At 56.3% G+C, this 15,767-nt stretch carries 14 protein-coding genes and 1 pseudogene; 11 read left to right on the top strand and 4 right to left on the bottom strand.

Annotated features, from left to right (window positions below; all coding sequences use genetic code 11):
- The first annotated feature begins 235 nt into the window (after positions 1–235).
- The 11 genes and pseudogenes from AABB31_RS09795 to AABB31_RS09745 all read left to right on the top strand — a co-directional run.
- The gene (locus AABB31_RS09795; protein ID WP_342078328.1) at positions 236–511 is read left to right on the top strand and encodes an IS3 family transposase; all 276 of its coding nucleotides are present in this window, start codon (positions 236–238) and stop codon (positions 509–511) included.
- 658 nt (positions 512–1,169) lie between these two features.
- Positions 1,170–1,646, top strand: coding sequence for a BLUF domain-containing protein (locus AABB31_RS09790; RefSeq protein WP_373635694.1), 477 nt, complete (start codon positions 1,170–1,172; stop codon positions 1,644–1,646).
- A 319-nt stretch (positions 1,647–1,965) separates the two neighbouring features.
- Entirely contained in the window at positions 1,966–3,048 is a 1,083-nt protein-coding gene (locus AABB31_RS09785) for an IS481 family transposase (RefSeq protein WP_342074941.1), read from the top strand.
- Positions 3,049–3,125: 77 nt separating this feature from the next.
- Positions 3,126–3,443: a 2OG-Fe(II) oxygenase gene (locus AABB31_RS09780; protein WP_342078330.1), complete on the top strand. Its 318-nt coding sequence runs from the start codon at positions 3,126–3,128 to the stop codon at positions 3,441–3,443.
- A gap of 402 nt (positions 3,444–3,845) precedes the next feature.
- Entirely contained in the window at positions 3,846–4,199 is a 354-nt protein-coding gene (locus tag AABB31_RS09775) for a hypothetical protein (RefSeq protein ID WP_373635693.1), read from the top strand.
- Positions 4,200–4,281: 82 nt separating this feature from the next.
- A complete protein-coding gene (locus AABB31_RS09770) occupies positions 4,282–5,007 on the top strand; it encodes a hypothetical protein (protein ID WP_342078332.1) in 726 nt (241 codons plus the stop codon).
- Between the two features lie 136 nt (positions 5,008–5,143).
- Positions 5,144–6,268 (top strand): DUF1611 domain-containing protein, encoded by a 1,125-nt coding sequence (locus AABB31_RS09765; RefSeq protein WP_342078333.1) that lies wholly within the window; start codon positions 5,144–5,146, stop codon positions 6,266–6,268.
- Positions 6,265–7,386, top strand: a complete 1,122-nt coding sequence (locus tag AABB31_RS09760) for an alanine/ornithine racemase family PLP-dependent enzyme (protein WP_342078334.1) — start codon at positions 6,265–6,267, stop codon at positions 7,384–7,386. Before AABB31_RS09765 ends, AABB31_RS09760 begins: the two co-directional genes overlap by 4 nt.
- A gap of 49 nt (positions 7,387–7,435) precedes the next feature.
- Positions 7,436–7,627 carry a hypothetical protein gene (locus tag AABB31_RS09755; protein ID WP_342078335.1) on the top strand — a complete coding sequence of 64 codons (192 nt, stop codon included), beginning with the start codon at positions 7,436–7,438 and terminating at the stop codon, positions 7,625–7,627.
- A 105-nt stretch (positions 7,628–7,732) separates the two neighbouring features.
- Entirely contained in the window at positions 7,733–8,014 is a 282-nt protein-coding gene (locus tag AABB31_RS09750; protein WP_342078336.1) for a hypothetical protein, read from the top strand.
- Between the two features lie 637 nt (positions 8,015–8,651).
- Positions 8,652–9,379: pseudogene (locus AABB31_RS09745) on the top strand (integrase core domain-containing protein); the annotation flags it as partial.
- 158 nt (positions 9,380–9,537) lie between these two features.
- On the opposite strand, the gene AABB31_RS09740 reads toward AABB31_RS09745, so the two are convergent.
- The 4 genes from AABB31_RS09740 to AABB31_RS09725 form a co-directional block, all read right to left on the bottom strand.
- Positions 9,538–12,750: a calcium-binding protein gene (locus tag AABB31_RS09740; protein ID WP_342078337.1), complete on the bottom strand. Its 3,213-nt coding sequence runs from the start codon at positions 12,748–12,750 to the stop codon at positions 9,538–9,540.
- A 463-nt stretch (positions 12,751–13,213) separates the two neighbouring features.
- Positions 13,214–14,377: a S8 family serine peptidase gene (locus tag AABB31_RS09735; protein WP_342078338.1), complete on the bottom strand. Its 1,164-nt coding sequence runs from the start codon at positions 14,375–14,377 to the stop codon at positions 13,214–13,216.
- Positions 14,374–15,012 carry a zf-HC2 domain-containing protein gene (locus tag AABB31_RS09730; protein WP_373635692.1) on the bottom strand — a complete coding sequence of 213 codons (639 nt, stop codon included), beginning with the start codon at positions 15,010–15,012 and terminating at the stop codon, positions 14,374–14,376. Before AABB31_RS09730 ends, AABB31_RS09735 begins: the two co-directional genes overlap by 4 nt.
- A complete protein-coding gene (locus AABB31_RS09725) occupies positions 14,999–15,598 on the bottom strand; it encodes an RNA polymerase sigma factor (protein ID WP_342078341.1) in 600 nt (199 codons plus the stop codon). Before AABB31_RS09725 ends, AABB31_RS09730 begins: the two co-directional genes overlap by 14 nt.
- Positions 15,599–15,767 lie beyond the last annotated feature (169 nt).

Below are 15,767 nucleotides of genomic sequence, written 5' to 3'. Positions count from 1 at the left end.
AGCGCCGCCGATGTCGACAAGCTGCATTCCGTTAACCGGCAGGGTATTGCGTAGCAATGTCCCGGAAGGGAAAGACTGGTCAGTTGGTAGTTGAACGGGATTTTTTAGCCCCCTCTCGGCAGCAAGCCGCGCATGCGCCTGCCGGGCAATGGAAGCCTCGCATCAACCGGTCGGGACGCGTCCCTCTCATGGCTTTGCCTTTGGCAAGGCACTGCCGGTCGATGGGAAAAAAATGGTGAGCCGGGATCACAAGCTAAGCCTTCGTAAACAGTGCGAACTGTTGCAGCTATCGCGATCACGGCTTTACTATCAGCCCGTCGGCGCAAGCGCGGAAAGCCTGCGTTTTATGGAGATCATCGACAAGCAGTTTCTGGAAACACCGTGGTATGGCTCGCGTCAGATGGCCCGTTACATGAAACGGCAAGGCCATAAATGCGGCCGCCATCGTATCCGCAGATATCTGAACGCCTTTGAGACGGGCTCAGAAATGCGCGTCGGGATCGGCAAATGAATGAGCTACTATAACTCCGAGCGTCCCCACTCGACGCATGGCTTGTTGACCCCTAACGACGCCTATGCCCGCAAAAACGAACCAATGAGAATAGCAGCATAAATGAACCAATGATCCATCTTAACCAAGCTGCAAATTGGTCTAAAATCTAGGACCACCTCTGACAATCAAAACTATTGGCCGGGGGCCGGCGATGGTAAGTCCTTTGAGCAGCTGTTTGACGAATTCTGCTCATTGTTTGCGTTCCATTTGTATCCGCCTGACCGGCCAGCGTCAGCCCAGAACCAATGTCGGGTTTGGGTTGGCTGCGGTCACACGACTAAGTTCGTCAGATGTCGGTTCTGAGCCCATCCTGTGAATTCAAGTTTCTCGCTGCGCGTGCTCGCAGCGTAGAAAACGCGGATTTTGCGTAATCTATAATGCCGCAATGCGGCGGAACAACCGGCCATTCAGCAACAATATTGCGAGACCATTCTGTTGGACTCACATCATCCAGACAAACTGCGTGGTATGCTTGCCGTATTTGCTCAGGTAGGGGACATGCGCGGTTAGCGCCAAAGCATCTCAGTGTTGAGGTGATTTTCTCCAAATTGGCCGTTCCTTCACTTTAATCGAGACTCAGCGTTGCCGAAGCCGTACGGTCCTCATCTGAAGCGATGTGATCGTGCCTCTACAAAAGTACTTTCATGCATCGCTCAATCCCACGGGGTGCCAAACCATCACAAACCTCATTCAGATCGTTTATGCGTCACAGCCGTTTGGGTACGATGAGCCGACACTGGCAGGCATTTTGCTCGATGCCAGACGCTGTAATAAGCGGGATGACGTGACCGGCGCGCTGGTTTGCCGACACGACATCTACCTCCAGCTACTTGAAGGTCCGGAAGATGCAGTGCGCGCAGCATATTCAAGGATACGTCGCGATGATCGGCATGCTGGGATCAAAGAACTCGTGAACCACAAGATACAAAGTCGCTTGTTTGCGAGTTGGGCAATGCTTCATGATCCTGCAAAGACATGGATTTGGACGGAAGAAGAGATCGCTAACGCGGCACTTGATCGCGCGGAGCCCACAGAAATCATAAAAGTATTCAAAGATCTATCGGATCGGTCCGAGAAACCGGCTGCGCATTGATGCAACCCCTTCGCGCAGCAATGCATACGCGATCCACAATTTGTAAGTGGTGGGCGGAATGATGGCTGTGTACTCAGTGCCCAATGCGTTTACTACGGGGGAATGCGATCACATCGTTGCGGCAATTTCTAACATCCCCACCGATGACGCGCTGCTTGTGGGCCGCAATCGGGATCACAATCTGCGTCATGCGGAACTCGTTTGGATGGACGATGTCGGAGACCTAAGCTGGGTTATGACCCGGTTGATTGAGCTGTAAAACACACGACTTGATCTGACATTTCTGCTCTTCTGGAGCGCAATCAAGGAGTGTCGATCAATGACAAGTATTCAAGAGAAGATCATCAAGCCGAAGCTGGGGCTGTTGGAACTGGCCAAACAGCTCGGAAGCGTGTCGCAGGCCTGCAAAGTGATGGGTTATTCGCGGGACAGCTTTTACCGGTTCAGAGAACTTTACGATCAGGGTGGCGAAGAAGCCCTGATGGATCTCAGCCGCCGCAAGCCGGTGATGAAAAACCGCGTGCCAGAACATGTCGAGAAGGCGGTCATCGAACTGGCCATCGACAACCCGGCTCTGGGTCAGAAACGGGCGTCGTGGGAGCTGCAGCAGAAAGGCATCATGGTGTCATCGTCGGGCGTCCGGTCGATCTGGCTGCGTAATGATCTGGAAACCATGAAAAAGCGCCTCAAGGCCCTGGAGGCCCGTGCCGCCCAAGAGGGTATCTTGCTCACCGAGGATCAGTTGGCCGCGCTGGAAAAAGCCAAGGCCAAGAAAGAAGCCCATGGCGAGATCGAGAGCCACCACCCTGGCTATCTGGGCAGCCAGGACACCTATTATGTGGGCACAATGAAGGGCGTCGGACGCATTTATCAACAGACCTTTGTCGATACCTATGCCCGCGTGGCGATCTGCAAGCTCTACACTGAAAAGACGGCAATCACCGCGGCCGACTTGCTGAACGACCGCGTGATCCCGTTCTTTGCAGAGCATGAGATCAGCCTGCTGCGCGTCCTGACAGACCGGGGCACGGAATACTGTGGCAAGGTCGAGAACCACGCCTACCAGCTTTATCTGGCCGTCGAGGACGTGGACCACACCCGAACCAAGGCCAATTCTCCGCAAACAAACGGCATCTGCGAGCGGTTCCATCGCACCATCAAGGATGAGTTCTACGACATCGCATTCCGCAAGAAACTGTATCGGTCAGTCGAAGAGTTGCAGGCCGATCTGGATGCGTGGCTGGCAAAGTACAACGAACAGCGGCCACATTCGGGACGTCACTGCTATGGCAAAACACCTATGCAGACCTTCCGCGAAACGCTACACATCGCTGTCGAGAAGACGATCAAAACGCACGACCAATCGGACAGTGCGCAACCCGTTCTCAGCGTCGCAAGCTGAGATGTCCGTCAGATCAAGTCTGAAGTTTTACAATTGAGCTTGTCAGTCATTCCAACAAGCACCAGTTTGATTTCGACGTGCGCGAATTTGCGGAAAGCCCGCAAGTAGCCAAATATGATGCAACCAAAGGTGGCCATTTTGCCTGGCATTCTGACATTGGTCATGGTCTTGCCGCTGGCAAAAGGAAGCTCACGCTTGTGCTGCAATTGAGCAATCCGGACACCTACGACGGGGGTGACTTGGAAATCAGGCCAAGTGCTCAAATCCAAATGGCCAATCGGGCGCAAGGATCTGTAAGTGTGTTTCCAAGCTTTGCACTGCATCAAGTTACGCTGATTAAGCGGGGCATTCGGCGCTCGCTGACCGTCTGGGCGCATGGTCCCGCGTTTCGCTGAAGGCGGCGAGAACAGGTCAAAATGGTAGACCCATCGACGGTGTTGGGAAATGGTCAGGTTAGCTAGCATTGTAAATCAGGCGCTAAGCGACTACGTACGTCATACAAAGTTGTGATTTTCTTCGGCAAAGGCGCATCGTCTGCCAGAGCCAGTTGCAATTATCTATCATTAAAATTCGATTGTCGCATGCCGTGACAAGAATCTAACGCCTATGAAGGTTGCCGATGTTGTCGCGCACGACCATGCGTCATGTGCACCCGCTATGGCGGCCTGGCGGACCAGCGATTTGCGACCAAGCATAGATTGCGCGTTGTCGATCAAACGATCTCGAAACGGCTCTGACAAAATGTTTTGTCAGCGCAAAAACAGCGTGGCGGCGCTTTCTCCGTCAAAGGATTAAAAATGACTTTTCCTGAATGGACGAAACCCGGCATCTACGGTGCTTTGGGTGGCGCGATTGCGGTTTCTATCTTGGGCTTCTCATGGGGGGGCTGGACAACAAGCGGCAGTGCCCAAACCATGGCACAGGACCTGGCTGCTGAAGAGGTGACTTTGGCGATGGTGCCGGTCTGCCTCAATATGTCAGCGGCTGATCCGGAACGCACAGAGAAGCTCGCAACTCTTCAGGATCTCTCTAGTTTTGGCCGCCGCAATGCAATGATGGAAACGGGCTGGGCCACGCGCCCCGGTACAGATACGCCAGATCGTGGCCTAGCGGCCGCTTGCCTCGCGGGGCTTGAGTTGGATGGATCATAATTCAAAAGTAACGCCGCAATCGTCAGAAATAGTTTGCGGGACATCGATGTTGGCGGACGCTCGGCTACTTTGGGCCGTTTTCATGGGCCCAATCTTTGTTCTGCTACTCCTTGCAATGCCCGCCATGGCCCAGACCATGCCAGAAAACGCCAGCGCAAAGAGCTATGGCGACGGTTGGCAGTGCAATGTCGGGTATCGGCTCACGGACGAGAGTTGTGCAGCTATTGTGGTCCCCGAAAATGCCTATGCGACAAACCGCACCTATGGACCCGGATGGGAATGTTATCACGGATTTCGCAAAGTCGACGGGGTGGCCTGCGTTGCAGTGATTATCCCCGATGGTGGCTTTCTAGACCCCTCTGGCGAACGCTGGCGCTGCCTACGCGGCTTTCTCAAGGTCGACGATACCTGCCAAGAGGTCATAGTGCCTGAAAATGCCTATCTTGCGGATGTTTCCGCATGGGAATGTGGACGCGGGTTTGAGAAGACGGACGACAGTTGCACCGCAATCGCGGTTCCGACCAACGCATATCTGAACGGTTCTCGCTATGGTCAGCCCTGGACATGCGAACGTGGGTATTTCGAACAAGACGGTCTGTGCGCGGCTGTCGTCATCCCGGAATTCGCATATTTTGACGACGCATCTTACGGCGAGGGATGGAAATGCCTGCGGGGATATGAAGCTTCTGGTGCAGGCTGTGAAGCGATCAACGTTCCGGCAAACGCCCATCTCGACCGGTCGGGAAACCGTTGGGAATGCAACCGGAATTTCCAGAAATCTAAGGGGCTGTGCGTTCTCAATAACTGAGCGCGTCGCACCAAGACGTCCGCCTCAACACCTCGTCGAACGACAGTCTCAGCATCAAAAGGATGACAAGATGAAAACCGAAATCCAGACAGTAGATACCGTTCGCCGCCCCGTCAGGGGCGCTCAGACGCCCCCCATGATACGTGACGCACAGGCACAATCATCTTCGCTCACCCAGATCCCCACAGCGGTTATCTATTGCGAGGGCAACTTTGCCAAAATTGACGGCAAGACGGCCAACGGCCTCGTGCGTCATTCAGAGGCCTACAAGATCATCTCGGTCATCGACAGCGCTCACGGTGGCGAGAACAGCGGGCAGGTTCTTGATGACGTGATCAACAACGTACCAATTCTCAAAGACCTAGATGCCTCCGTCGCCCATGCAACCGCCAAACCTGATACCTTTATCTATGGAATGGCCCCCTCAACAGGGCGACTTTCGCTCGCTGATCGTGGGGTCGTACTGGATGCGATTGGGCGCGGCATGAACATCGTCAGTGGCTTGCATGAGTACCTCAGCGACGATCCCGAAATTGCGCAAGCCGCATCGGACAGACAGGTCACCATTCGCGACATCCGCAAACCCAAAGCCAGCAAAGACATGCGCTTGTTCGACGGCAGCGTCGCGGATGTCCACGCGCTACGCATCGCAGTACTGGGGACCGATTGCGCGATCGGAAAACGGACCACTGCGACGGTCTTGGCACGCGCCCTCAACGCAAAGGGCATCAAGACTGTACTGGTTGGCACCGGTCAGACGGGACTGATGCAGGGCGCAAAATATGGCGTGGCCATGGATGCCGTCCCGCCCCAATTCTGCTGTGGCGAACTTGAGGGCGCGATTGTCGCGGCCTCGGAGGCCGAGCAACCGGACGTTATCTTGATCGAAGGCCAGGGTGCGCTCAGCCATCCGGCGTTCTGTACATCGGCTTTTATCTTGCGCGGCAGCCAACCCGATGCGGTTATCCTTCAGCACGCACCAAAACGCGCGCACCGCTGCGATTTTCCCAATATGCCTATGCCCACCCCGGTAAGCGAGATTGCTTTGATCGAGGCCTTTGCCGATACGAAAGTCATCGGCGTCACGCTTAATCACGAGGGGATGTCCGACGCTGAGGTCACAAATGCGATTTCTGTGCAAACAGACAAACTCGATTTGCCTGTAACCGACGCCCTTAGTCGACCAGCGGCCCACTTGCTGGCAATGGTTGCTGCGGCCTATCCCGGCCTCCAGCAAGGAACACCCAAGGTCGCGGTTTGAGGTGCCCACGCATAGAAGTTGATCTGCGCAAGATACGCCACAACACGCAGACGATAGCTGAACGGTTGAAGAGACGTGGCATCCACGTGACCGCGGTGACCAAAGCCGTGTGTGGGCACCCGGCTATCGCCCGTGCCATGCTCGACGGCGGCGCTGCGGGCCTGGCTGAAGGGCGTTTGAGCAATGCGAAGCGGTTACGTCAGGCTGGTGTGACTTGTCCGATCACATTGATCCGCACACCAATGCTGAGTCAGGTCGATGACGTCGTGCAAGCCTGTGAGGCGAGCTACAACACCGAGATGGCTGTGATCGCAGCATTGGCGGCTGCTGCAAGCCGACAAAATACGGTTCACGGCATTATCCTGATGGTCGAAATGGGCGACCAGCGAGAAGGGATCATGCCACACGACGTTGGCCATATGGGCCAACTAGTCGTCGACATGCCCGGCGTGACGTTGAAGGGCATTGGGGCCAACTTTGCTTGTCTGAATGGCCTTGCCCCGACGGCTGCAAAGATGCGGGCATTGTCTGCGCTAGCGAATGATGTGGAGGGGCGGTGTGGCCCATTCATTGAGACCGTATCTGGCGGCAATTCTGCAAACCTGCCTTGGGCGTTTGGGGCGTGCGCCACAGGCCGGATCAACGATCTGCGCATTGGCGAGGCCATACTACTTGGCGTCGATCCAATCACAGGGGATCAGATTGGTGGCATGTATCGGGACGCCTTTACGCTTGTCGCCGAAGTGATCGAGACGGATGCCAAGTCTGTGCACCCATCCATGAGCAATGCTGACCACACCTTGGCAAGAATTCGGCTTGTATCCGCCAACTTAAAAACGACTCGGATCATTCTTGCCATCGGGCATCAGGATACGGACGCAGCAGGGCTTTCAATGCCTCCCGAAAACACACTTATTGGCGCAACAAGCGATCATCTGGTCATCGGCACGAAAGATGCGGCGCTCTGCGTTGGATCGGAAATGCGGTTTCAGATGCGTTATGGCGCTTTGATGCGCGCCATGGCCGCCCCGGATATTCAGATAAATCTGCGCAATGACAGACCCGCGTCAATCGCAAACAAGGCCCATGGCCCAGGCAAACACCTGGTATTAGTTTGAACAGTCCTGTTCAGACACGCATGGATGAAATTAGAAAGGAGATTGCCACTTGGCAAAGCTGACAAAAACAAGCGTATTTAAAGCGCAAGGCTCCAAGGCGGAAACACCATTGGACAAGACAACCCGTGTCGTTCGGAAAATGGTCGAAGAAGAGGCCAAGCAGCGACAAACCAAGATGAACCGTCTTCGTAACGCGCGCCTCGAACGAGAAGCCAACACTCCGATAAAGCCGTCGCGCTAGGGCCTCGGACCGGTTTAGCCAAAGCGGCCGCATCGCAACACCCCAAGTTTCGCCTGCATCTTTCAATCTGCCTAAGCGACCGGACACACCATGAGGAATTTGCCAATGACCCACGCAGACGAGAGCACAGCAAAAGTTCACTATATCTGTCAGACATATGTGGAACAGAAGCCCGGGCGCGACGGGCAAGCGAGCCTGAAGATTGGCAAGCAATTTCAGTATTCCACGGCAGCAGAGGCTCAGAACAGAGCGGAACGGGAAGTCCAGTCTGAGGATTGTGCCGGTGCGGATGCCTATATGATTAGCGAAGACCCAGACAGTGGTGAAGTCGGATCACCAAGCTTTCTTGTCAGGCTTGGGAGCGTCCCGGAAACTGATGATTTCTAGTACTACGCCTCTGGCGAAGTGCCTTCTAAAAGGCGTGCCACCACCATGGGCCGACGTCGTTAGAAAAGCAATTATCGGCGCAGCCGCAGCGAACAGTAAAGGTGCCGATCAGCTCAATATCGAAGTTTTGAATGACGGCTTCGATGCTATCAGCTGCATCTAGGTACTAGTCATGCCGCACCAGCGAAGACATGCTGCATCAGCAATAGCTGCGGCTGCACAAGTCCGGTTTGTCCGCAGTACAGCCGCTGTCCCATAGACCAGCTGAGGTCCGGTCTGCGGGACGAAGTGTTCTTTTGGCTTCTTCTACTGAATGCTTGCTTTGCGCGCTTCGGGCTCCGACACCTCGTAAGGATGCAGTTGATCGTCTGACCCTTACCCGGCTGGTGATGGGTGACGAACGTACCCCAGGCCACTATCAGTCTTACCGTCTGCTCTTTTCGATGCTTGATGTTGGTCCTAGGCAAGCCCGATTTTCCGATAGCCCGAGATGTGGGCGTCTTTCCGTGAAATCTTGCGGTCAGGGTACGGATGACGCCCGGTTCTCCCGCAATACAGGTCTGCACCCAGCCCTTGGGCCAGTCACATGTGCGCAGGAATCCGCTTTTTGTTGCGATGGCCTTGTCGGGTGCGGTGACGATGGGGGCTGAGAGTGCCAATGAAACAATCAAAGAAGGGACGGCTTTGGTTAAATGATGGGTCGTGCGTCAGACTTCGCCCTGAGTACCGCAACCATCTCTGACCGTACAATTTCGTGTATTGCCGGACTGACGACGGAAAGGCGTTCCGGACATTGAGCATTACCGACGCGTAAGGCCGAGAGCGACGTGATGTTGTCCGCCATTGGGCTGAAGACGATGGTCGCGTGCCATTCGTTTGGATCGCGAACTAAATTAGAGCAATGTCATCGACGCCTTGAGTGATCTGTTCACCCTGCGCTGCATCCTGTCGTTCATTCGGTCAGACAATGGCCCGGAATTTGTTGCTCAGGCCGTCCAAGATGGGATCAGGGCCCCCTCTCGGCAAATTGCTACGCAATCGCCTGTCGGGCAATGGTTGGCGCGAACACCGCATACATCGAACCAGGGTCACCTTGCGAAAACGGACACCGCGAAAGCTTCAATGCCCGGTTCAGAGATGAGTTCTTGAGTGGCGAGAACTTCTAGAGCTTACGCGAAGCCCAAATCCTGATTGAGGAATGGAGGAAACACGACAACACCAAACGACCACAATGCTCTGGGTCACCATCCGCCAGCGCCAGAAGTCATCGTCCAGATGAATGAAAGGCCCATCATGCACTCACAATCCAATTGGACCACTCAAGTGGGGCTGATCACGTCCAGAGCGCAACGGGCAGTGATATGATCGACACCACTCGAGCATTGAACAAGTCGATAAAGGGCAGACAATTTTCCGTTCGTTTGGATTCGAACAACCAAGCCTGGCACCCCCAATCAAAAAAAGCCCCGGTCGCATCACTGCTCCCGGGACCTTCTTTTCGTCGTCACTGATCGACAATGGCATCAGCCAAAGAAGTCGAAGTTCCCCTCCTGCAGAGCAAAATCGACGCCTTGCAGCGTGATGCTGTCATCACCGAACGCGATCACAGTGTCGGTGCGCGTGTCGCCACCGCCGACATCTGATGCGGTCTGGAAGATTTCGAGGTCGTCGAAACCGTTCACACCATCACCAGCCAAGAGCTGGATCGTGTCGATGATCTCGAAGTCCGTCACGACGTCGTCCCCGAAGCCATCGCGTTCGGTAAAGCGGAACGTGTCGGCATTGGCACCACCTGTCAGCACATCGTCGCCGATGCCACCGATCAGCAGGTCTTCTCCGCGACCACCGTCGAGGACATCGTTACCTGCCTCGCCAATCAACACGTCGTCGCCACTCAGACCATCGACCACGTCGTTGCCTGCGCCGGCCTCAATGCGGTTTTCAGCGTTTGAGCCGCGCACGAGGTCGGCAAAGGCCGTACCTGTGACGTTCTCGATCGAGACCAGTTGGTCACCCGCCGCATCGCCGCCATCACCGCGCCGGTTGCCGTTGTCCAGAACGATGTCGATGCCTTCGGCAGATGCCGAATAGTCGACCTCGTCAACGCCACGACCGCCATCCAGCCGGTCGGACCCGGCACCGCCGACAAGAACGTCATTGCCGTCTTGACCAAAGAGCCGGTCCGCGCCATTGCCGCCATTCAGGACGTCGTTGCCGTTGCCACCGACGAGTTCGTCATTGCCGCCTTCGCCGTTCAGCACATCGTTGCCGTTGCGGCCTTCAAGGCGGTCTCCCAACGCGGTGCCGGTCACGGTTTCGTCGCCATCGTCGCCGAAGAAGAAGAACTGGTCCTCATCATCGAGGCCAATCAGCGCGATGTTCGACAGATCGACCGTGTCAGAGCCATCGCCGAAGACTTCGATTTCCACAGCACGACCGTTCTGGCTGTCGTAGGTGATCTCTTCAAAGGTCACCTGATCGGCGTCAAGGCGCACAACTGCGGTGCGATCTTGACCGATGATTTCCAACGCTTCGAAGTTCGTCACCTCATCGTCGCTATTCAGCCCAACACGGTCCGCAACACGCAGCGTGTCAAAGCCCGCGCCACCGTCAAAGCTGCGATTTGCGCCATCCTGAACAATCACGGTGTCGTCGCCGTCGCCGGCTTGGATCGTGTCACGACCACCAAGACCCTCGATTACGTCGTCGCCATCCAGACCCTGGATGAAGTTCGCACCATTGTTGCCAGTCAGACGGTCATCATGGTTCGACGCCCTGATGTTTTCGATGCCGCGCAGCACGTCGCCTTGGGCATCACCACCCTGTTGTGGGTTTGTGCCCTGGTTGAGCGAGACAGTGACACCTTCCGCCGAGTCAGAGTAGACCGCTGTGTCGGTCCCGCTGCCACCGTCGATCAGGTCAGCACCGGCACCGCCACGAATACTGTCGTTGCCGTCCTCGCCCCGGATTTCGTCATCACCGGCACCACCGCTCAGCGCATCGCGTCCATCGCCACCGCGAATGTCGTCGTTGCCTGCGCCAGTTGACACAACGTCGTTTCCGCCACCGGCACGAACAAAGTCGTTGACCTCACTGCCGATGATTTCGTTTCGGTCGTTGTTTGCAACGATCTCGACCTGATCACGGCCATCTACGAAACCGTTGAAAGCGATATCGGACAGATCGACGTTGTCAGTATCAAGGCGGACGTCGACCACACCGGCGCGACCGTTGGCCGAGTTAAACGTGATGGTCTCAAAATCCATTTGGCTTGAGTTCAAACGCGCCACTGCGTCTTCACGGGTTGATGCGCGGATCACCAGGTTTTCGATGGACGAAATCGTGTCTGTGCGCAGTTCAACGCGGCTGATCGTCTGCAACGTGTCGTTGCCAGCACCGCCATCGTAAGTCTGAGCAAAGCTGGAGTTGCGGGCAACGATGGTATCGTCGCCATTGCCGCCTTCCACGATATCACGTCCACCACGGCCGTCGATGATATCATTGCCGTTGCCACCTTTGATGACGTTGCTGCTGTCGTTACCAATCAGACGGTCATTAAAGGCCGAGCCGTTGATGTTTTCGATGCTGCGCAGCACGTCGCCTTCTGCATTACCACCGCGTTGGGGTTGTGTCCCCTGTCTCAGTGAGACGGTGACGGCTTCATCAGAATCCGAGTAGGTCGCTGTATCAACCCCGCGTCCGCCATCAATGTTGTCGGCCCCTGCGCCGCCGCGGATGAAGTCGTTGCCGTCTCCGCCGCGGATATCGTCGTCACCCGTACCGCCGTTCAGGCTATCGCGTCCGTTGCCACCTTCAAGAAGGTCGTCGCCTGCGCCACCGTTCAGCGTGTCGTTGCCGTTCCGGCCCTCCAGATGGTCGCCCAGTTCGGTGCCTGTGACTGTTTCGTCGGTGTCATTGCCGATGTAGCGGAACAGGTCCCCTTCGCCAAAGCCGGTCAGATTGGCCGTCGACAGGTCGAGTACCTCGGTCCCGTCACCGAAAATCTCGATCAGCGCGTCGCGATCATTCTGGCTGATGAACCGGATTTGTTCGAATGTCACCTGATCAGCATCAAGGCGCAGTCGCACATCGCTGTTGTCTGACTCGCGGATTTCAAGCGCTTCGAAGTTCGTCACCTCATCATCGCCGTTCAGCCCGACATTGTTGAAGGTGATCAGCGTGTCGAACCCCGCACCGCCGTCAAAGCTACGGCCTGCACCATCGCGCACAACGACTCTGTCGTCGCCATTGCCTGCTTCGATGACGTCGCGACCACCGCCGCCACTGATGGTGTCGTTGCCATCGCCGCCTTTGATGACGTTTGCGTTGTTGTTACCAATCAGACGGTCATTAAAGGCCGAGCCGTTGAGGTTTTCGATGTTGCGCAGCACGTCACCTTCGGCATCACCACCGCCTTGCGGCGTTGTGCCTTGGTTCAGTGAAACGGTGACGGCTTCATCCGAGTCAGAGTAAGTTGCTGTATCAACCCCACGTCCGCCGTCGATATTGTCGGCCCCTTCGCCGCCGCGGATAAAGTCGTTGCCGTCACCACCACGGATAACGTCGTCGCCTGTGCCGCCTGTTAGCGCATCGCGCCCGTCACCACCTTCAATAAGGTCATCACCAGCGCGGCCATCAATGATGTCGTTTCCACGACCGCCTTTGAGTGTGTCGTCACCGTCGGTTCCGTCCAGAATGTCGTTACCGTTCGTGCCAGTTTCGTTAATACCGTCCATTGTAATCATCCTTTTCAAAATATGCCCCCCACACAATGTGAGGTTGATCGTTAGTGCGCGGGCTGGGCGAAAAGGTTCGATATTTTTTCGAAATCAGTTCAGATATTTGGCGTCAAATCAGATTTTTTGTTCTAAAACTTATGGTTGAGCTGCAAAAAATCTTTCCATGGTAGGCGTATCTCAATGATCCGCACAACACGATTGCAGTGTCCGTCCGATGAAACCGCCCTGATGAGCCGAGGGATTAATTCGCGCAGGCGAGCGCTCTTGTGGTCGGCGGCTTTCCCGAGACCCCATGGAAGCAATGCTGTTGGATCGACTTTCTTGAGCTTCGCAGTCTCAGTCACGGCAACGGCGATTGCCGTCGACGGGAAAGCCCGTAAACATCCGGTTTTTCCGGCCCATGCTCACGGGTTTGACGGCGCGTTAGGTCGTAGACCGGATGTCAGATTTCACGCATTCCTTAGGGCGCACAGATCCCGGAACTACTCACGGGGCTGGCCATCGCGACGCATGCATCAAGCATGCGTGCACCGTCTTTATTACCAACTGCGCGGGTCAATCTGTCGTTGACCCCGGCATTGGTCAGACCCGGGTTCTGCGCCAGCATCAACGCCACAACGCCCGAGACATGGGCGGTCGCGATAGACGAGCCTGAGGCAAAGCCGTGCTTGTCACCAGGCGCGGTCGTGATCACGTCCTGCGTCGGTGCCGGGATACGGCCCGCACTGCCGCGACCTGCTGCAATCACGCCAGGCAGTGACGCCGGAAAGACATCACGTGCACTTTCGCCAGAGGCGGCAACAACAACCATGTTACGTGCAAGCGCCTGTGCAAGCAATTCGCGCAGCAGCGGGTCATCGGGGCCGCCGAGGCTGAGGTTCAGCACATCGATATCATTCAGAATGGCAAAGTTGATCGCACGGGCCAGCGAAAATGTGTTGCAGCGGCCGGATTGCCCGGGTGCCTGCCAGCAGGCCCGCAGACCGACCAAATCCGCCTCGGGGGCCACACCGACCATTCCAGCCGCATTTTCCGCGCTGGCTGCAATCACCCCTGCGACTGCGGTGCCATGGGCTTCGGCCAGGGCCGCGGGGGCGGTGGCCACAAAATCACGAGCATCCACCACCCGATCACGTAAATCGGTGTGGGTGCGGTCAATCGCGGAGTCGATCACACCCACCCGTATGCCGGCACCTCGCGACACCAGATGCGCCTCGGGCGCATTCATCTGTTCCAACGCGGTCTGCAACCGGAACAGCGGATCAGGGTAGGTGACCGCCGAAGTGGTGAAATCCTGGATCCGTTGGGCGGTCCTGATCCGCGCATCAGCCTCCATCGCGGCAATCAGCGCTTCGACATCGGCCGCATCTGTGGCGTCATAGACCAGACAATGCACGCCAATGGAATTCAGCGGCCATTCCGCGGCCAAGGGCACGTCAAAGTCCGCCGCGATCTCAGCAGCAATGGCGGCCAGCGCAACTGGATCGTCCTGCGGGACGGTCAGGATCAGATAAGTATCGGCACGTAGCTTATTGGCCTCGACCAGCCGCCAATCAGGGGCTTGGGCGCAGGCCGACAAGACCAGCGCGATCAAGCCAAACACGATCCAGAAAACGCGCATCATTCAGGCTCCGCCGCTGCAAAATCAATCTCCGACAAGGCCATCAACGCCTCCGCAATCGCTGTTGCATCCGCCCCTTCCGGCAGATCAGCGGTGTAAACACCCGTCTCAGACGGACCGTCGGTAATCGTCATGCCCTGTGCAGCCAATAGCGCGTTCAGCATGGATGCGTCCACATCTGCGGCGGGCAACAGTTTGATCTGTGTTGCCGTTTCACTGCCACCACTGGTCAGCGTGACAAACTCGCCATCACGCGGTGCCGATACCTGCACCACAACAAGAACACAGGCGACCGCAACGGTGCCCATCAAGGCCAAGACGCCCCCGTGCAAACCGGCAAACCAGCTGCGTTTGGCAGGCTGCGGCGTTCGCGCAGTGGCGTCGGCCTCGATCTGTGCGCGCAGGCTGTCCCAACTCCGCGCAAGGGGGGCATCAAAAGGGTCGGTGGTCGCAACTTTCTTGGCCAGCACCTGCTGGCGGGCAATCTCGGCCTCGCAATCAGGGCAGGTTTCGGAATGCGCCGCGACAGTGGCAGCCTCATCTTCTGGCAGGGACCCGTTTACATACCAGGGGATCAACTCCCATATGGCATCAGGGCAGCGCGCCGGCTGCGGTGGTCGTGTGTCATGCAACTTCATTTTGGTCACCCGATCGATCATGATCCGACAGCATCCCGCGCAGCTGGCTGCGTGCTGTCATCATGCGTGTTTTGACTGTCCCAACCGGACAATCGAGGATTTCGGCAATCTCGGTATAAAGATAGCCGTTATAATAGGTTAGCTCGACGACCGCGCGCAGCTCTGGTTTCAACTGCTGCATCGCCTTCATCAGATCTGCCGAGATCGCGACCTGCTCGGCCACATCCGCATCATCACCGATCAGGGTCTCGTCAAGTTCCACATCGCCCTTGCGTAACCCCAGTTTCTGGCGCTGCTTGATCGACATGCGATAGGCGATCCCAAAGATCCAGGTCGAGGGTTTTGATCGTCCCTCGAACCGATCTGCCGTTTTCCAGACGGTCAGCAGTACATCATTGGCCACTTCCTCGGCCACCTCGGCGCTATCTGTAATCCGGCGGGCAAAATGCATCAGCTTGGGGAAATACTTGCGGTGCAGCTGCTCAAACGCTTGCATGTCCCCTGCGGCAATCGCCCGCAGCATGTCCATGTCGGACATCGGGGCGGGGGTATCAGGGCCACTTAATATGGACTTGAGAATGCGCATTTCGCCAAAAATCTCTTGTTGTTTGAGTGTAAGTGCCCAGGTTCGGGCAAAAGGTTCATGCTGTTTGATATTTTTTTCGTGCTGCTGAAAAGCGTACTTGGCAAAACAACGTCCAACGAACGCTAACATCTTCGCGCGTCGTTGGAAAAGACGCAACTGCAGGTGGCAA

The sequence above is a fragment of the Yoonia sp. SS1-5 genome (assembly GCF_038443705.2).
Classification (GTDB): Bacteria; Pseudomonadota; Alphaproteobacteria; order Rhodobacterales; family Rhodobacteraceae; genus Yoonia; species Yoonia rhodophyticola.
Note: the sequence above shows the minus strand (reverse complement) of the source record. Positions and strands in the feature narration are given on the sequence as shown.